Origin of the sequence: Peribacillus sp. YIM B13481 (assembly GCF_042787985.1) — a bacterium.
Lineage (GTDB): Bacteria > Bacillota > Bacilli > Bacillales > DSM-1321 > Peribacillus > Peribacillus simplex_A.
The window spans coordinates 53,351-70,921 of the sequence record NZ_JBHZPE010000013.1; the positions used below are offsets into that span (position 1 = coordinate 53,351).

The following is a 17,571-nucleotide window of genomic DNA, read 5'->3' on the forward strand; positions in this document are numbered from 1 at the left end:
CTTTTCCCGGAATAGCTCATGCAAGTGTATGCTTCTTATCAGTTCTCTAGCATACGTTCATGATTCGGATTCGCCTGTACAAGTAAATGGGAAGATGGCATAAGAATTTGATGCTCATGTAAAGCAGCCATCATCTCAAACCTGACATTTCTTGCTGTTTCAAAGTAATGTTCAGGTTTTACAAGCCCCACTATGCATAGTTCATATCCCACATATTTAAGATTCGGATTTAAATCCGTAATGCCTATGTATCTAAAATCCTCTTCGGGTGTACCATCCTCTAGCCTTAGAAGATTTTCACCATACTTATCATTACAGATAATACATATATCCTCCAACAGCCGTTTTACCTTTTCAGGATTTTCTTGGTAACTTACTGTAATGCGTTCAATGATTCGCATTCTACCTTTATTGAAATTTTGAATCGTCCTGATTTCACTGTGTGGGATGGTCAGCAATTTTCCTGACCATTCTCTGATCTGCATGAACCTGATACCGATTTCCTCTACGGTTCCGGAACTTGTCCCATTGAATGTCACAAAATTCCCTACACGAAATTCATTATCTGAAAGCCTTACAAATCCCAATAAAATATCCTTAAGCATTTGCTGAGCGGCAAACCCGATAACGATTCCCACGATCCCCGCTCCTGCTAAAATTCCTTTTATATCAATGAACTGCCCAATCAGATAAATGAGGAAAATCAAAACTATGCCGTACCTGAGACTGGAACGAGTTACCCCCTGTATCGTTTTTTCCACTTCTTCCTCAAAAAAATCAGATCTTTTAAAGAACCATTCGACCATTTTATTCAAAATATAATATACCGCCAATAACAGTAAAGTTAATATAAACAGCCTCATTAATAAGAATTCCTTCAAATAATCCAAAGCACGCTCAGTAAAATTCAAGATTTCCATGTTCACACCTCTATTTCAACTTTATTCAGAATCGATTAAGATCCAATCATCATCCTTTCCTATTATCCCTTCATCCAATATAAGTCTTGTTTTAAGGCGATAGGAAACCCCTCGCTTATAAGGCTCCTTCAATATAGGAAGACTAAAGTTAAAAGGAATTTCATTGCTTTCCCCTGACTCAATCTCACTTGAAGCTAAAATGGTGCTCGTCTTAAGGGTATTTTCCATTCCCGTAGAATGAGTATCCATAATTAAATCACATTCGATCCTCCTTATTCTTTGCTCCTGGGTACCACCCTTAATCAAGAAATAGCCGTTTATTAATTCACCTGATTTATACGTATTTTTTGGAAGGATTAAATCTATTTGTGCAGAACCTATCCCTAAAAGTAACAAAGATTTTCTAAGTATCAAAGAATACACTCCATTTATATTTATTTGTTTTTCTATTAAACCACATATTTATACATTTCCTTTAGGGCTGCATCATCCGGACTACAAAAAAACCTTTACCATTTTGGTAAAGGTTTATATTAGAAAATAGACCTTTACCAATAGGTAAGGTCTGGCTAACAACAATATGCTGCCAACAACACCGAGAGCAAAGAGCTCCGTAATGACGACATTGTTGTAAAAGCTACTCCCCTTAGGAGAAAGTATTCAAGTATATTATTTATCATACGTTAAGATTAGAAAGTTTGTCAAACCTTTATATTTTATTTTTTTCGGGTTCTGCCTGGGTAATTCGAATTCTTTGTACATATATTGGTAATAATAAAAATATAATGAATTAACTTGTCCTGTAATTGCAAAAGAATTAACTGCTAGGTTTTAAATAGGCCAGTTGGTGGAATATGAAGTATGTAACAGCTAGTGTCCTTCTATTTACAACTCGGTGAACGCTCCTTTCAAAAAGAATAAAGTGAACAAACTATGTATATTTAATAAAATCTATAATGATATTTAAAAATTAACAAGATTTCTCTTTTACTTTCGCCGATCATGTTGTAATATAAATGTAACAATTGTAATATTAATTAAACTTTCGTTACATAAGTATCCTATTAGGGATTGGGGAGATAAAATATGAAAAAATTTTCAGGTGTGCTATTATCCATTATCATTTTATTTTTCACATTAAGTGGTCAGGTTACCGCCAAAACGTCATCACAGAATTTATCTGATGCAAATGCATTAAAGATAGCCGATAATGCCAGCAAACATTTTTGGAATGCTTTACATGGGTACAAAACCCAATCATGTTCACAAAAAACTTTCAATTATAAAGGGACAGAGTATTCATACATTTGCCAAGAGTTTAATACAAAAGATAAATTGACTGCCTACCTGGCAGAGACATTTACTAATAATGCAGTTGAAAAAGGACTGACTAAATATAATTACATTACCTATAAAGGGAAATTAGCACGTCCAATCGGAGATGGCTTTAGCATGTTAGAGTGGAAAAAAGCCAAAATTAAATTGGTCTATCAAAAACAAAACGTTAGGTCATACAATTTAACTGTACCTACAGTCGACGGTGAGTCAGTAAAAAGAACGGTTACCTTTTATAAGTCCGGTTCCGCTTGGAAAGTCAATCAGTTCGATGCAGTTCAATAAAACATTGGTTTAAATGTAACGCCTCATATGCTGTATAGTTAGTTAAAAACTATATGTCATATGAGGTGTTTTTTTGTTGTCCCTTGTATCGGTTGAGAAATAATATTTCAGACTTGTAACAGCTCACTTTTCACTTAAGGGAACTTTCAAACAAAAAACACAGCTAGATGCTGTGCATTAACGGATTTTTGCCTTACGGAAGCCTTGATAGGTATCGTAGGCGGCAAAAATGATGAAGATGAGTATGAGACCCCAGTATATCGAGCTTTTCCATTCATCGATTGAGAATAGTGTTCTTTGGTATGCAAGGAATTCCGGGTTCAATAAATCAGGATTACTGATGATGATGATGAAAGCCAGAGTGTACAACAGCTGGTAAATGGCATGAAATAAAGCTAATTTCAGGGTCCATCGACCTAAAAATAATTTATATATAGCTAAGAGCACCCCAATGATAATGACGCATGATACCAGCAGCCAATAGGAATTCAATACATCTTGATTGAAAGAAGGTGTCACGAAAATGAGACTGCCATTTCTTTTTTCATAGACTCCTAAGAGGTTTGCTGCATTGAAATAAAGGGCCGCGAAGACAGAAAGACCTAACAAACTCGCAAAAATCTCGATCATAGGAACCGCTTTTTTCTTTGAAATGTTCGGCATAACTTTTAGGTTTTCCGGTGTCCATGGTTTCCAGTCTTTTGTTAAAGGCGACTGGTCTTTTGAAGTATCCATGCGTTCTAAAATGGCAAATGAAAGCGTTAACCAGAAAAACACTTGGATACCTGTACTGATGATACCGGTAATCCCTTTCCCGATTATTATTAAAATTGCGTCCACAACCGTATTCCCCATATCCCGAAAAGGATTATCCCCCACTAATCCGATCAGTGAAATGACTGCAGCTATTGGTAAAATCATCTTCAACAGACAGATATAAACATCAAAATAACGCGGTCCAATCAAATGCATCGGCCGATCGCGATAACGACTTGCCAGTATAACCGGATCTCCTAATTTTAAAAGGGCGGCTTTCACGTCTTGCTCCGTATGATCCACCGGAAGCATATCTTCGATTGTAGATTGAAGCTCAAGCGCAATATCCCCCCGGTTTTTTTCTGGCAGCCTGCGAGTCACTTCCTGAATATAAAGTTCAATCAGCTCCATCTTCTCCCTCTCCTTTTAATAATATATAAAGCTCTTGAGAAGTTTTTTCCCATTCTTCCTTTAACTGAATGAATATTTCTCCCCCATAATCGCTTAAAGAATAGTACTTGCGCGGTCTACTTTCAGAAGTATCCCAGCTGCTTGTGACCAATTCTTGTTTTTCCAGGCGGCGAAGCAAAGGATATAAAGTACTTTGATCAATGGTAATTCCCGACTTCTCTAAACGCTGGACAAGCGAGTACCCATACTGAGGGGTTTTGAGCTGACTTAGAACAGCTAACGTCAGAGTGCCTCTGCGCAGCTCAGTGGTTAATGAATTCAGTAAAGTGCTCATCCAATCACCTCTTCTCTATACTATGTGACATACACCATACCTTATACTATGCATCATACACTATTTTAGTTCTTACACCAATATGAAAATGAAAATATATTTTATTTAACGCATAAAAAAGAGAAGCTTTTCACGCCTCTCCATTTTCCCAATATTAATATTACACAAGAATGACCCATAATATCATCGTCGTGATAATCGTGACTACCCCTTGTATTAAGGTTTAGGACCGATAATCCTCAATACGACTTCGGTCATTCGTAAAACGGCCCCGGCCTTTTCCAAAATGGTTCCGATTATTGAACCGAAAACGATTACAAGTCCAATGCTCGTCATCAGTCCGCCAAAACCGCTGTTAATATTCTCAAGTATCTGATCCAGAGGCATTCCAGAAGCAAAACCCACAAATAAGTGCCTACTAATAGTAGCGATAAGAACGGATGCAACTTGAATTTAGTTGTCGCAAAAACAATTAAGAACACGCAAATGGCCAAAACAATAAATAACACATATGATTACCGCCTATTTTTACTCGCTGCCAAAAAAGTCCGCATTACTTGTTCAGCTGCTAGTTCCAAAAATTCAGCCCCTCTTTCCATAGCTTCCTTTAAAGGCATAGGAGCGTTCACCAGACTATGGACACTAGTTATTCCATGGTCATATAAAGCTTCAATACCTGTTCCGATTGATCCAGCCAAGACAAATACGGGAATATCATACTTTTTCGCTTCTTGAGCAATTCCCATTGGTGTTTTACCTGAAGCTGTTTGGTAATCGATTTGGCCCTCACCGGTAAAGACACAATCAGCATCGTAAAGTTTTTCACCCAGTTTCGTATATTCCATAACAATATCGACGCCCCTTTTTGTTTCCGCATGGAAAAAGGCCTGAAATGCACTTCCAATTCCACCAGCAGCACCAGCTCCAGCTTTATCATGCAAGTGAATGCCTGTCTTGATTTCCACCAAATCAGCCCATGTTGATAAAGCTTTATCAAGCATTTCAATCATGGCAGGGGTGGCCCCTTTTTGGGGTCCGAATACACTTGATGCCCCATCCGGTCCGACTAACGGATTTTGAACATCCGAAGCAATCAAAAACTCGGAATCTGCAATTCTTGGATCAAAAGCCTCCGTATTTATTTCAGATACACGCGATAATTCGGCACCCCCTAATCCCAAAGGACTCCCCTCATCATCAAACACCTTCATTCCCAAAGCCTGAAGCATTCCAACTCCGGCATCATTGGTAGCGCTTCCGCCAATCGCTAAAATGAACTTTCGACATCCATCATTCAATGCTTTTTGAATGAGCTCCCCTGTCCCGTATGTAGTTGTTATCAATGGGTTCAACTCATCTGGATCGATTAGACATAAACCGGATGCACTGGCCATTTCAATCACACATGTTTCCTGATCACCCAAAATTCCATATGCTGCCTGTACGTCTTCAAGTAAAGGCCCTTTAACGGTTACTTCAACTTTTCGCCCATTTGTAGCTGCCACAAGACTATCCATCGTACCTTCACCGCCATCCGCTGCAGGAACCAATTCAGTCTCGGCATCCGGCAGCGCCTTCCTGACCCCTCGCTCGATTGCTTCCGAAGCTTCTAATGCTGACAAACTCCCTTTATAGGAATCTGGTGCAATAACAATTTTCATGATCAGGTCCCCTTTGAATTTTTTTTATATTAGGTTAATTATAATCTTCGAAAATATTTTAATCATCATTCAATAACGAAAATTAGTATGACATATTTATATTTTTTTAGCTATTCTGCTAAAGGGCTGCTGGATAAATCGGTTCAATGGCGTGGCGACAAAATTCCTAGACCATTATTTGAGTTGGTTTCAATTCCATGATTGCATCAGGCATTGAAATGATATATGCGTCGGTAAGCAAAATGATTGTTGATAGCTGCCTGTTCTCAGCAGAAGCAACCTATGACAAACTTAAATTACTACAATTCTCCAAATGGTTGATAGAGGATTGATGCAACATTAATATTAGGGAGCTCAATATGAAAAAGATGATTTCGCTCGAATTCATCCAAATCTTTTATCTAGTGAAGGTCACAGGTATTGGCTACAAGCTGTTGGTAAAGAAATTACATTTGAATTACTAGATGACAGCACTTCTCTGTAAGCAAAAGTGTTTCATGCTTAAGATCAAATGGTGAAAACTCTGATTTTGGTTTGTTTGGTGAGGTAACCATTTTTAACTCTTCCTTGATAAGTTGCTCTATACTTTATGAATCCTCTGACTTACTTCGTCCATAATAAAAGCGACATCTAATAATCCTTCAATTATCTGTTTTCTCACCTTTTCGTCAGAATGTGCAGGCTTAAAGACAAGCTAAACATTAGGAAATTCAGCCTTGAACTCTTTATGAATTTGGTAGTAATCGATAGGTACACTGGCTCTCCTGTGCTCCTATTGTAAGTGTACCAGTTAGTTCTTCTTCTCCATTTGCCGCCATAATTGCTTTTGGACTTAGTCTGATCATCTTTTCAGCATATTGTTTAAACTGGTGACTGCCCATGATTCAGCAGTTTAACTATATCTTTAATTTTATTGGAATGGACTTTGAGGGATATATTATTCGAAAAGGAAACAAACATGAGGCCGTCCTTCGAGACAAAGAGGCTCTTTTCGCTGTTTCTCAAATTCATAATAAGTTGAGATTCTAACCGAAGCAAATGAACTCAAAACATAAATTGGCTGCGTTCCACATCGAGTGCAGACCCTGTTTTTTCCACTGTGAAATAAAGTGTTAAGTTATATCATTAAAATTAATTTGCTGAATTCTTTAAAGTTCACCTAATCTAAAGGGCCTTAAACCATGTCTAGAGGTATGGAAATAAAGCTCTAAACTTAAAAAAACCGCCATCAAATTGATGGCGGTACCTCGTTTTTTTACATATCTTCCTCGATCGTTTCAACAAGGATAAAAAGAAAATGATAGATTAAATTAAAAGTTTCTTCTAATGATAGGTCTTCTCGAAACCCATTTACATTATCCAAGGCAAAATTCACATCCCATAGACCATCGCCCTGGTTAAACATCAAGCTGAATGATCCAATGCCTTCTTGAAGTTCCTTTGTTAAATACGTTTTTAAAGATTCTCCCATTTTTTTCTGGAATTTCAATCCGAACATCGCGTTATAAGTACCGAAAACATCATCCATTTCCAATGAAAGTGCCTCAACACCGATTAATCCGAACCATTTGGATTCAAAGTAAAGGAATTCTTCTTTATTATTTTTCAAATACTCGATCGATTGTGTTAAAAATGCAGAGTTCTCTTCAGAAATCAATTCTTCACTCTCTTTATTACTGCGCTCGATATATGCATCTGTAAATCTGGATGTATTTTCTTTTTCCACTATAGTGATATCATCAGCGATTAATTTATGCTTTTCAACATAATCCCTTTCTTCTTTAAACAACTCAACTTTGTTTTCGATTATGGATTTTGATATGTATGATTCCATTTGTTTTTTTAACATGTTATGTCCTCCTAGTATCTTTTCAAGCTTTCGCAATTTCAATCATAGCATATTCACTGCAGATAAAATAACTTTGTGAAAGAAATTACAATATCGGTTGTGGTAATCGTTTCGTGTCTTCGATATAGTAATGGTAGGTGTTATACATACGAGAGAAATGGGATGTTAAATATGCAAAAAATCATTGTAGTTGGAGCGGGGATTTTAGGAGCTTCCACTGCCTATCAGCTGGCTAAAAACGGGGCTGAAGTGATCATTATCGACCGCCAAGATGAAGGACAGGCAACATCTGCAGCTGCAGGAATCGTATGCCCATGGATATCCCAAAGGCGCAATCAAGCTTGGTATCTCCTTGCTAAAAATGGAGCGGCTTTTTATCCCGGGTTAATTGAAGAACTTGAACGGGATGGGGAAACTGAGACTGGTTATGCCCAAGTTGGGGCCATAAGTTTACATACAGATAAAGAAAAACTGATTGCCATGAAGAACCGAGCAGCAAAACGGAAAGAAGATGCACCAGAGATCGGGAAGATCACATTCCTTACTCCAGAGGAAACAAGTGCCTTATTCCCGCCACTTTCCAGTGAATATGCAGCAGTGCACGTGAGTGGTGCCGCTCGGGTCGATGGTCGTGCGCTACGTGATTCCTTATTGCGGGCATCACAAAAAAACGGTGCGAAACTAATGTACGGTGAGGCTATACTTAAATATAATGGTGCACAAGTGACAGGTGTAATGGTTGAAGATGAATTCATACCTGCAGATAAAACGATTGTTTGTGCTGGAGCATGGGCACCAGAATTACTGAAACCTTTGGGTGTGAATTTTCAAGTCAGCTTCCAAAAGGCCCAAATCATTCATCTGAAAATACCAAATGCAAATACGAATAACTGGCCTGTCGTCATGCCTCCAAGTGATCAATATCTTTTGGCTTTCGATAATAATAAAATCGTCGCTGGGGCGACTCATGAAAATACGGAAGTTTTCGATAACCGAATGACCGCAGGAGGATTACAGGAAGTTTTCAATAAAGCATTAAATACCGCTCCTGGCTTGACAGACAGTACTTTTGTTGAAGCGAGGGTGGGCTTTCGTCCATTCACACCTGGATTCCTTCCGGTTATTGGTCCTTTGCCAGATTGGGAAGGAATAATCGTTGCCAATGGTCTTGGAGCATCTGGTTTAACAATGGGCCCCTATATTGGCTCCCAATTGGCAAACCTCGCACTTGACAGAAAAATGGATATCGATTTAGAAAATTATGATGTAAGAGGTGCGATTTTAATATAAATTTTATGCCTACACTCAACTGACCCTGGAACTTGCCTAGGTCAGTTTTTTTAAAAACAGTTCCTTTCATTTGCAATAAAAATCGTTGTTACCGTATGGTTTTTCTCTAAAGGAAATTGTTGAAGCCACAAATAACCATCATCACCAATACATACATTTTTACCGAGTATTTACTGTAAAAGGTGGTAGTTACTTTAATTGTATTCAATACAGTTATATATCCATTGAACTTTTCTGTATCAAGATAGGACAGAGTGCATTACCTTTTTATCTCATTTATTTCGAAAAATAATGATGTAACATCATTTGCATTTGCTCTTTATTTTCTGCAAATTGCTTATGTCGATGACCATTTCCTCCAGATGGATGAGGAAACCCTAGAAGTATGTTGTTTGAATCTAAATAATCTTGACCCGCTAAATAGTTTAATACCTTGGAAACATTAACGCCTAAAGGAATAATGAGCGGGCGATCGATGGCACCTATTTCGGTAGCAAAGCCTTCCATTATATTTTTTTTAAGCAACTCGGTCTTTAATATGTTCGGAGTTGTTCCGTTGTAATTTTTCCCGTTATAAAAGACAGGATAGGTTAAAACAGAGGTGGTATGAACGATGTGACTAGCTTCTTTAAAAAGGTCCAGAGTGGACGATATGCCTAAGTATATGTGTAACCCAAGCTCATCTAACATTTGAATCAAATTTTTTCTCATCGATCCTTCAAAGCTGGAATTCTTTTTTACTTCGTGTAGGATCTCTTCATCGCTATGTATGTCCTCTAAGTTAATTACGGTAGAATACGATTTTTTCATTTGATGTAAACCAGGAGTGATTCCGACAATTACCACTTTGGCCAGTTCATTTACATATTCGAAAGGTGCGTAATAAATTTCGAGTTTTTTCTTTTCATCTCTTTCAAGCAAAAATTGCTCGCTTTGTATCATTTCATCTGTATAGGCAGCAGGTAAAGCATTAATTAAGTCCTTAAAGTGCGTAAAATTAGAAAAATTAGCGATCCCCATAAACTATCTCCTTTTTTCATGAATTTTAATTCATATTATATCTCTCTTTGTTTAACTAACATACCTAACAACACCCTTTAGCAGAGTATTTTTAAAAGCATATTTTTGATGATGTTCAATTATTGTTGTTTTTCTTTACGGATGATTTTTCTCAGATATCCATTTATAGGAAATACTTTCAACTGACAAATGCTACTTCTTACGTTCCTCTACAACCTTAATAGTCGTTATGGACCCTGTTAAAAGGATAAGATATGTAAAGTAAAAGAAATAATTAAAAATAGAGCAATAGAGATGCCCGCTTTAACCCAAATTATTTTATTGCTTATTCCAGCTTTTTTTTCTAAGTAATTTATGTAACCGACAGTAAATAAAAAACCAGTATAGGCAATGATGTATCCTTCAAAATCATCCATTACAACTTGATACTTCAAAGCACCTACACCGATTAGAACTATACCAATAGTTCCAAAAAACATATTTAAATACAAATGATTTCTAAATTTATCCATTTTTTCTCCCCATAAAAATAGTTTAAAAGTTCATTAATTTAACCACCTTCCAATCTTGAACTACCTTTCCTAAAAATTCAAGTGAAACCATTGTGAGTTTAATAATGTTAATAACAGCCACCGTAAAAGAATTTTACGATAAAAGAGCAACTTGCTATGGTGGAAGTCATTTTTTATTTTAGAATTGTTCAATAATTTTTGTTGCTTTTTAGGAGAACTATACCATCTGATAGCAAATAATTGTAAAATTTTAGTGTGTGAGCTATCCTTAAATTATCTCAAGGCGCAAAATTAGAGGAGAAAAGTATGAGTTATCTTGGAAAGTACTTGAAAATGCCGCCAACCTTTGAAATGCTCCAGAATTTAGAGGAGGTTATTGAATAAGAAGGATACTCATTAGGTGATTTAAGCCTTTGTTTACAAGTAGACTTCTCACCTTATGAAATGACTCCCTACGATGTCATTCCGTTTGCAAATATAGGTTGTGGCGGCATTCATTATGGCTTCCTAACCGATTTTGGAATGGTATCTAATTTGGAGAATGCGTTTATTGTATGTATCAGTCCAATGGATTTTGATACACCTATAAAAATTGTAGCAAGGAATATAAGGTAGTTTGTTAGCTTAGTTTGTACATGAAAGATGCCACTACAATTCCTAACATTAATTTAATTAAAGAAGAGGAACAGTATATTAGTTTGTTCAAAGAACTAAAAAAATAAGTAGATGAGGAAAATGAAGAACAAGCAAACTATGTAGTAGAAAAGATAAGATCCACAATTGGATGCAAAATAATAGAGAATGTATATCATTATGTGGAAAAAGAAGTAATGACAGCAAGAGAGCAACAAACAATGTTATCGACTCTTGATGGTATAGGCATAGTATCTTTAGGCCGTATGAATAGGAAACATATCAAATACAAACTTGAAAAAGATATGGAGATTACCTTGGAAGACGTGAAATCTTTTTTTAATTCAGCAACAATGGAAAGCAAACTGGCTTTCATAAGAGATGCTCAATTTACTTACTTAATTTCAGACAAGATAGAGTTAAAAGAATGGATCATTAATGAAATGGTTAAATTAGGTTTGAATGATGAAGCAGGAAGATTAATGAAAATATAGAATAGATTAAACTTTGAGTTCAAGATGAATAACTAGAGAAACAATTGTTTAAGGTCCTCTTTTTTCACTTCAAATTAAAAACATTAATCTTTAATAGAACCTTGCAAAAAAAAGATAAATTGCTTTCCAATCAAAGAGTGGAAAAGAATTTATCTTTAAATGGTATTTGGGGATGGAGAAAAACATTTGGGTTTACAAAATGAAACTATTGATTAAATCTTCCGCGCTGACGTAGTAATTCACGGTTCAGGTTCGGATCTTTTTCAAATGCAGCGCGGCCGTGAAGCCAAAAAATATTGTTGACGACAACTAAATCTCCAACAGGCAGTTCCAGTTCAACTACACTTTCATCGTTTTCTAATGAATTTGAAAAATCCCGTAAGTATTTTGCTTGTTCAATTGATTCAGGATAAACAAATTGATCGATAAAACATACACCAGGCTTGTTATTATGATTGAAGAAAGTCAATCTTTCAATCTCCTGATCAATGTTCTTGCTTTTTGGAGCCTTATACGTGAATTTTTGACTTGATAATGGATGATTAACGTACATATCAAGCTCTTTCCAATCGTCTAGGTGCAATAAGCGAGATTCGCCACCGCTGGCATTTTGTTCGATCATCTTCATCATTAGTAACCAGTCCGTTGGTTCATCTACAAAAGTTCCGTCTGTATGAAGTGTAAATAAACGATAGGCTTGACGTAAATATGAATCGCTGCTATCCGTGTCTTGAACACTAAAACGTGCATAATATTTTCCTGACATCGCATCATGGTTAGGTGTTCCAAGCAAGTATGAAATGGCCGTTGCAAAAATGACATATTCATCTGTATTTTCAGTGACACCTTCCAAGCCGAGGGTGAACCCGCCGGAATCCCGATCATGAACGATGTTCCTAAGCACTTCACCAAAGTCTTCTCCTACTTGATCCAATAGATATGATGCAACGATGAGTCTTGCGTATGGTGTATATTCCAGATGTTGAACAGACTGAGAATCCTTCAATGCCGTTTCTAAAAATGCGGCAATTGCTTCTTTAGAAATTTCAATATGATACAATCGGCTGGTTTGAGGGTGGACTTTCACCTCATATTTTTCTGTTTTCCTTTCAAATTTAACTCTCTTTTTTTCTGCAATGCTCATGAATAATTCCTCCTGTTATTTGTTATATGGATGAAAAAATTAACAGGAAATATAAAAAGCCAGTCGCACATGATCCCCAAATAAAATAGGAGTCCAACTGTACAACTGGCTTATATTCACTTCACTGCTCTATGCAAATAGAGTCACAGCGAATATGCAGTTATGTATGATTTATTTTTCCTGTTTCCAATCATTAAGATCTTTACACGATTCTGAAATGGTATTTTCCAAAAGGTGTTAATGTCATAATATTGGCTTAATTCCATTTAAACGTTTTTCAGTAAAATTGTCAATGGTTTTTACAAATTATTCTGATAAATTATATTACTAACTTGGTAGTTTCGTTTTTTCTCCTGCTTTAATTTGCTGAAAATGGAGATCCAGGTCCTTTAAGGCAGCAATCAATGCATTAGCCGCTTTCCCCCGATAATAAGTTTGAATCGATTCTATCGCGTCATTAACACCATCATTTAGACTGGTCCCTTTTAACAAACGCCCAATGAATTCCCGGCCATGCTCTGTTGCCAATGTACAAGAGGCTTCCAGGACAACCCCATATTTAGCATCGATTTCTGCAGTGATGGTCAATGTTTCAAAGACACTTTTCGCTGCCATTCCTTGAGGTAAACGTGCATGACCTGCAATGAAAATTGTTTTACCATTGAACATGAGGCTTCTTCCTCTCTCTTTAACGAATTTTATTTTGTCAATACAGCTTCCAATAAGTGTGATTGTTCCGGAATCCGGTTAACAACCTCTTTTCCAATTTCAATTGAGGCTGTTGCAGCAGGTGACGGTGCATTACATACATGAATGGTCCGTTTCCCCATTATAATATGAAAATCATCCACCATATTACCATCATCCTGTAACGCCTGGGCCCGCACTCCAGAAGGTGCAGGGATTAAATCATCTTCTTGAATTTCCGGAATTAATTCCTGCAGGCTTTTCGTAAATTGCTTTTTACTAAAAGAGCGGACATACTCATCCATCCCTTCCTTCATGAATTTACTAGCCAGCTTCCAAAAACCTTTATAGCTTAAAACTTCAGTTAAATCTTTCGCATTGAAGTCGGTTTTTTTATAACCTTCCCGCTTGAAACTTAGTACAGCATTTGGTCCAGCATCTACTTCCCCGCTAATCATCCGTGTGAAATGAACCCCTAAAAATGGGAATTTCGGGTTAGGTACCGGATAAATTAAATGGTTGACAAGGAAGCGCTTTTCGGGCTTCAGTTTAAAATACTCACCGCGAAACGGGACAATTTTCATATCAGTTTTATACCCCGCAGCAGCTGCGATACGGTCACTGTGCAACCCTGCGCAATTAATGACTATCCTTGACTTAATGGTACCATTGTTCGTTTCGATGATGACATCATCAAAATTCTCGTCAATCTTCTCCACCTTTGTATTCAGCTTGATTTCACCGCCGTTGCCCCGAATGATATCCGCCATCTTTTCACTTACCTGACGATAATTGACGATGCCTGCTTGCGGGACGCGTATCGCACCAAGTCCATTGACATGTGGTTCGATTTCCTTTAACTCGTCCACACCGATTCGTTGTATAGCTAGCTCATTTTGCAAACCGCGTGAATATAAATCATCCAAAAGGGGCAACTCTTCTGGCTTTGTTGCAACAATGACCTTTCCGCAAATATCATGTTCAATTCCATGCATCCGGCAGAATTCCGTCATTGATTTGCTTCCTTGACGGGCAAACCGTGCCTTGAAACTGCCTGGTTTATAATAAATTCCTGAATGGATGACGCCGCTGTTATGCCCCGTTTGATGATCTGCAACAACGGCCTCTTTTTCAATGACTACCACTTTAGCATTAGGAAAACGCTGATAAAGTGCCATTCCCGTCGATAAACCTACTATTCCCCCACCAACAATTGCAAAATCATACACAATTAACACTCCTTTTATTGATGATTTTTAGTATTCAGCAACTCCATATACGTAATTAAATTATTCTTAGTTCGTAAAATGTGAAACTCTACTGCTGCCCTTAGTTCTGCAGGATCCCCTCTTAGTGCCGCTTCATATATCATCCGGTGTTCCCTTTGCGTTTCTGGATAATAATCAATCAGCAAATTCGGCGCAATGGGTGAGATACCGAGTGTCTCTACCATTTTTTGAACCCTTGGCCATGGACACCCTTTGCGGAGGGTTTCATGGAAAGCCGCATTTAAAAGGATATAATGCTCATTGGTTTCATCAGATAACTGAATTCCTTCCATTTCAATCAAAATACCTTTTAATTTTTCCTTATCCTCCTTTGTTAAATAAGGAAGCGATTTTTCCACGGCAAGCCCTTCAAGCAGGGACCTGGTATGATAAATTTCTTCAATATCATCCCGGGTAATAGGTGTGACGACTGCTCCTTTATGAGGAACCATTTCCACCAAGCCTTCCATTTGAAGCTGTGTAAGGGCTTCACGAATGGGCATTCTGCTAACTTCCAGGCGATCTGCCCACTCCTCTTGGATGAGTCGCTCCCCCTTTTTCAACGTCCCATTCAAAATCGCATTCCTAAGGCTTTTGGTTACATTTTTAACGATGGTTGATTTATCTCGATCGGAATTAACATTATCCAATTAAGCGTCCACCTTTCAATATTGGATACAATTTTAACTATATCAACTATATAAAGCGATTACAACACTAAAAAATTAAATATATTGTATCCAATAAAAAAAACTCTGGATACAATATATTAAGTAAACATCTAATTCACATCTGATTATAATTTGTGTCACCTGTTTATATTTAACTATTTAAACAAGATGCCAAACTGGATATCAGAGCATCCCTCACCCTCTTTAATTATGTTCGTGATTTTAAAGGATTATTTAATTGGTTACGTTTCAGAAGGATTAGTTTCTTGTTCCTCTATTAAAGAAATTCAACCAGAAGTACTGGAACAGCTTGAATTAGTAGATGCTAGTAACTATTTTAAGTAATGACCACCGAAGCAGAATTAAGTAAGCATGAATCGTATTTTCATCGCAATGTGATACAAAAAATCGCGGTGAAATCTTAGATGTTACCTTTTATCCCTTTAAATAAAAACCAAAAGCACAAAAAGGAATTTGATCTTCCTTTTTGTGCTTTTTTAAGTGTTTATAGGAGAAATCGTCTTTGCCTACTGCCCAACTTGCCATGGACGACTGACTTGTGGTTTCCTTTTACTTTGTTTTGGCCCTAATTCTTCTTTTGTCATTCTACGAGGCTCCATCCCCCGTTCAATACGGGTGCGTATTTCCTTCGAATTAGAAAATAAATTGGGTGGTTGGTAGACACGGGAAGCCCCTTGATGGCAGCCCGGACATTGCGCTGTTCCTTTATTGCCTGCCATTGACTTAAAGAATAGTGTGAACTCACCGCATTGACTGCAGTTAAAGGTGTAACTAGGCAAGGAAATTCCCCCTTCATCCATCTATTTATTACTTTGGATTAATATCTTTATCAAATATTTGGGTCGGAATGGCCACGGTACAACACGCATTAGGGATGTCGACGATACCATTTATCCGGCCTTCAATAGGCGCTGTACCTAATATCATATATGCCTGCTCTCCTGTATAACCGAGTGTTTTCAAATATTCGATTGCATTCAGGCAAGCTCGGCGGTATGCAATATGTGCATCCAAATAATGTTGCTTTCCTGTAAACTCATCTACCGAAATGCCTTCAAACACTAAATAATCGGAATAATTTGGTTCAACCGGACCAGGTTTGAAGACAGGATTGTCTTTAATTTTATATTTCTCCATACCTCCCTTAATCACGTCGACACGAAGATCAATCCATCCCGCCATTTCAATCCCGCCGCAGAATGTAATTTCGCCATCTCCTTGTGAAAAATGGAGGTCACCTACCGAAAGTTTTGCTCCGTCCACAAATACTGGGAAGAAAATTCTTGAACCTTTTGATAAATTTTTAATGTCACAGTTTCCTCCATTTTCCCTTGGAGGCACGGTTCTGGCTCCCTCTTTGACCACCCGATCAAATTCTGCTCCTTTTAACGTGCCTAGCACTGCATGCTCTGCTTGAGGAGAAGTTGCTAGTTCAGGTACACGGTCGGGATCTGTCATCTTCAATTCATTTTCTCGTTTATTCCACTCTTGCAGAAGCTCCATTGAAGGCGCCACACCAATTAACCCAGGGTGGATAAGTCCGGCAAACTTAACACCTGGCACATGCCTTGAAGTCGTATAAATTCCTTCAAAGTCCCAGATAGATTTCGCTGCTTCCGGATAATGTTCTGTTAAAAAACTTCCTCCATTTTCTTTGGCGAAAATTCCATTAAAACCCCATTCAGACTCAGCAAACGCACCGATATCCAAAATATCAACAACTAATAAATCACCCGGTTCCACTCCATTTACATAAACCGGTCCGCTTAATACATGAACTCGCGGCAAAATAACATCCCTAATGTCACGAGGATCGTCATTGTTGCTAATTTGTCCATCCGTCCAATCTTTACACTCCATACGAAACGATTGGCCCAGCTCTACTGAAAAAGCAGCGGGAATATCCGGATGCCAACGATTATGCCCCGGGTGTGCTTGTTGCTCCATCGGTTTACTAAGATCCAGTTGAAACAAAGTTTTAGGCATGTTACTCCTCCTTCAATCTATTAATCTATGAGGTTAAACTATGTATGCGTTTTCATAATAGTATTTTTAACAAATATAGTCAAATTATTAATATTATAACAGTTGGGTTTAATGAACTTAATCTTGATGAAGTGAGTAAAGTAATATTAAGAATGTTTTTAAAATTTAGTTGAATTGATCGTTTTTACTTAGCTTTTAAAGGTGCACGCTCCATTTTGTTCTTTGTTATTAATTCATATGAGATTAGAACAACCTATTGATTCAATAGATAAATAGGTTTATTTTAAAATCCCC

The 17,571-nt window shown here is 37.4% G+C and carries 17 protein-coding genes and 2 pseudogenes; 4 read left to right on the forward strand and 15 right to left on the reverse strand.

From position 1 onward, the window contains the following. Positions 1–38 precede the first annotated feature (38 nt). Positions 39–920 (reverse strand): mechanosensitive ion channel family protein, encoded by an 882-nt coding sequence (locus tag ACFX4X_RS10300; RefSeq protein WP_377383236.1) that lies wholly within the window; start codon positions 918–920, stop codon positions 39–41. Positions 921–941: 21 nt separating this feature from the next. After that, positions 942–1,334, reverse strand: coding sequence for a sporulation protein (locus ACFX4X_RS10305; RefSeq protein WP_250211803.1), 393 nt, complete (start codon positions 1,332–1,334; stop codon positions 942–944). 672 nt (positions 1,335–2,006) lie between these two features. Here ACFX4X_RS10305 and ACFX4X_RS10310 point away from each other — a divergent pair. Further along, positions 2,007–2,540, forward strand: a complete 534-nt coding sequence (locus ACFX4X_RS10310) for an IseA DL-endopeptidase inhibitor family protein (RefSeq protein WP_284470734.1) — start codon at positions 2,007–2,009, stop codon at positions 2,538–2,540. A 177-nt stretch (positions 2,541–2,717) separates the two neighbouring features. Here the strand turns inward: ACFX4X_RS10310 and ACFX4X_RS10315 are convergent, their stop codons facing one another. From ACFX4X_RS10315 to ACFX4X_RS10330, 4 genes and pseudogenes are all read right to left on the reverse strand, one after another. Further along, the gene (locus ACFX4X_RS10315) at positions 2,718–3,707 is read right to left on the reverse strand and encodes a hypothetical protein (protein ID WP_377383238.1); all 990 of its coding nucleotides are present in this window, start codon (positions 3,705–3,707) and stop codon (positions 2,718–2,720) included. Then, positions 3,694–4,041, reverse strand: a complete 348-nt coding sequence (locus ACFX4X_RS10320; RefSeq protein ID WP_061463248.1) for a PadR family transcriptional regulator — start codon at positions 4,039–4,041, stop codon at positions 3,694–3,696. Before ACFX4X_RS10320 ends, ACFX4X_RS10315 begins: the two co-directional genes overlap by 14 nt. Positions 4,042–4,263: 222 nt before the next feature. Next, a pseudogene (locus ACFX4X_RS10325) lies at positions 4,264–4,550 on the reverse strand (GntT/GntP/DsdX family permease); the annotation flags it as partial. Between the two features lie 6 nt (positions 4,551–4,556). Next, the gene (locus ACFX4X_RS10330) at positions 4,557–5,702 is read right to left on the reverse strand and encodes a glycerate kinase (RefSeq protein ID WP_377383240.1); all 1,146 of its coding nucleotides are present in this window, start codon (positions 5,700–5,702) and stop codon (positions 4,557–4,559) included. 118 nt (positions 5,703–5,820) lie between these two features. Here ACFX4X_RS10330 and ACFX4X_RS10335 point away from each other — a divergent pair. After that, positions 5,821–6,034, forward strand: a pseudogene (locus tag ACFX4X_RS10335) (IS1595 family transposase); the annotation flags it as partial. Positions 6,035–6,957: 923 nt separating this feature from the next. Here ACFX4X_RS10335 and ACFX4X_RS10340 read toward each other — a convergent pair. Continuing rightward, a complete protein-coding gene (locus ACFX4X_RS10340) occupies positions 6,958–7,551 on the reverse strand; it encodes a branched-chain amino acid aminotransferase (protein ID WP_377383242.1) in 594 nt (197 codons plus the stop codon). Between the two features lie 171 nt (positions 7,552–7,722). Between ACFX4X_RS10340 and ACFX4X_RS10345 the strand changes: the two genes are divergently transcribed. Beyond that, positions 7,723–8,841, forward strand: a complete 1,119-nt coding sequence (locus ACFX4X_RS10345; protein ID WP_377383244.1) for an NAD(P)/FAD-dependent oxidoreductase — start codon at positions 7,723–7,725, stop codon at positions 8,839–8,841. A gap of 276 nt (positions 8,842–9,117) precedes the next feature. On the opposite strand, the gene ACFX4X_RS10350 is transcribed toward ACFX4X_RS10345, so the two are convergent. Together ACFX4X_RS10350 and ACFX4X_RS10355 are read right to left on the reverse strand one after the other, a co-directional pair. Next, entirely contained in the window at positions 9,118–9,861 is a 744-nt protein-coding gene (locus tag ACFX4X_RS10350) for a uracil-DNA glycosylase family protein (protein WP_377383246.1), read from the reverse strand. A gap of 239 nt (positions 9,862–10,100) precedes the next feature. Further along, entirely contained in the window at positions 10,101–10,373 is a 273-nt protein-coding gene (locus tag ACFX4X_RS10355; RefSeq protein ID WP_377383248.1) for a hypothetical protein, read from the reverse strand. Between the two features lie 815 nt (positions 10,374–11,188). Here ACFX4X_RS10355 and ACFX4X_RS10360 point away from each other — a divergent pair. Next, a complete protein-coding gene (locus ACFX4X_RS10360; RefSeq protein ID WP_377383250.1) occupies positions 11,189–11,500 on the forward strand; it encodes a hypothetical protein in 312 nt (103 codons plus the stop codon). A 205-nt stretch (positions 11,501–11,705) separates the two neighbouring features. Here the strand turns inward: ACFX4X_RS10360 and glaH are convergent, their stop codons facing one another. The 6 genes from glaH to fmdA all read right to left on the reverse strand — a co-directional run bounded on the left by glaH (position 11,706) and on the right by fmdA (position 17,277). Next, complete coding sequence (gene glaH / locus ACFX4X_RS10365; RefSeq protein WP_377383252.1) at positions 11,706–12,644, reverse strand: glutarate dioxygenase GlaH; 939 nt, start codon at positions 12,642–12,644, stop codon at positions 11,706–11,708. A 327-nt stretch (positions 12,645–12,971) separates the two neighbouring features. After that, positions 12,972–13,313: a DUF3870 domain-containing protein gene (locus tag ACFX4X_RS10370; RefSeq protein WP_377383254.1), complete on the reverse strand. Its 342-nt coding sequence runs from the start codon at positions 13,311–13,313 to the stop codon at positions 12,972–12,974. 29 nt (positions 13,314–13,342) lie between these two features. After that, positions 13,343–14,560 (reverse strand): L-2-hydroxyglutarate oxidase, encoded by a 1,218-nt coding sequence (lhgO, locus tag ACFX4X_RS10375; RefSeq protein WP_230302683.1) that lies wholly within the window; start codon positions 14,558–14,560, stop codon positions 13,343–13,345. 14 nt (positions 14,561–14,574) lie between these two features. Then, positions 14,575–15,249, reverse strand: a complete 675-nt coding sequence (locus ACFX4X_RS10380) for a GntR family transcriptional regulator (protein WP_061463259.1) — start codon at positions 15,247–15,249, stop codon at positions 14,575–14,577. A gap of 548 nt (positions 15,250–15,797) precedes the next feature. Beyond that, positions 15,798–16,070 carry a zinc ribbon domain-containing protein gene (locus ACFX4X_RS10385; RefSeq protein WP_061463260.1) on the reverse strand — a complete coding sequence of 91 codons (273 nt, stop codon included), beginning with the start codon at positions 16,068–16,070 and terminating at the stop codon, positions 15,798–15,800. 28 nt (positions 16,071–16,098) lie between these two features. Then, on the reverse strand, positions 16,099–17,277 hold the full coding sequence (gene fmdA, locus ACFX4X_RS10390; RefSeq protein WP_377383257.1) for a formamidase: 1,179 nt from the start codon (positions 17,275–17,277) through the stop codon (positions 16,099–16,101). Positions 17,278–17,571 lie beyond the last annotated feature (294 nt).

Excerpts from the sequence above, each read along its gene's own strand:
- ACFX4X_RS10300 (WP_377383236.1), bottom strand. The coding sequence starts at position 920 with ATGGAAATCTTGAATTTTACTGAGCGTGCTTTGGATTATTTGAAGGAA.
- ACFX4X_RS10310 (WP_284470734.1), top strand. The coding sequence starts at position 2,007 with ATGAAAAAATTTTCAGGTGTGCTATTATCCATTATCATTTTATTTTTC.
- ACFX4X_RS10315 (WP_377383238.1), bottom strand. The coding sequence starts at position 3,707 with ATGGAGCTGATTGAACTTTATATTCAGGAAGTGACTCGCAGGCTGCCA.
- ACFX4X_RS10320 (WP_061463248.1), bottom strand. The coding sequence starts at position 4,041 with ATGAGCACTTTACTGAATTCATTAACCACTGAGCTGCGCAGAGGCACT.
- ACFX4X_RS10330 (WP_377383240.1), bottom strand. The coding sequence starts at position 5,702 with ATGAAAATTGTTATTGCACCAGATTCCTATAAAGGGAGTTTGTCAGCA.
- ACFX4X_RS10340 (WP_377383242.1), bottom strand. The coding sequence starts at position 7,551 with ATGTTAAAAAAACAAATGGAATCATACATATCAAAATCCATAATCGAA.
- ACFX4X_RS10345 (WP_377383244.1), top strand. The coding sequence starts at position 7,723 with ATGCAAAAAATCATTGTAGTTGGAGCGGGGATTTTAGGAGCTTCCACT.
- ACFX4X_RS10350 (WP_377383246.1), bottom strand. The coding sequence starts at position 9,861 with ATGGGGATCGCTAATTTTTCTAATTTTACGCACTTTAAGGACTTAATT.
- ACFX4X_RS10355 (WP_377383248.1), bottom strand. The coding sequence starts at position 10,373 with ATGGATAAATTTAGAAATCATTTGTATTTAAATATGTTTTTTGGAACT.
- glaH (WP_377383252.1), bottom strand. The coding sequence starts at position 12,644 with ATGAGCATTGCAGAAAAAAAGAGAGTTAAATTTGAAAGGAAAACAGAA.
- ACFX4X_RS10370 (WP_377383254.1), bottom strand. The coding sequence starts at position 13,313 with ATGTTCAATGGTAAAACAATTTTCATTGCAGGTCATGCACGTTTACCT.
- fmdA (WP_377383257.1), bottom strand. The coding sequence starts at position 17,277 with ATGCCTAAAACTTTGTTTCAACTGGATCTTAGTAAACCGATGGAGCAA.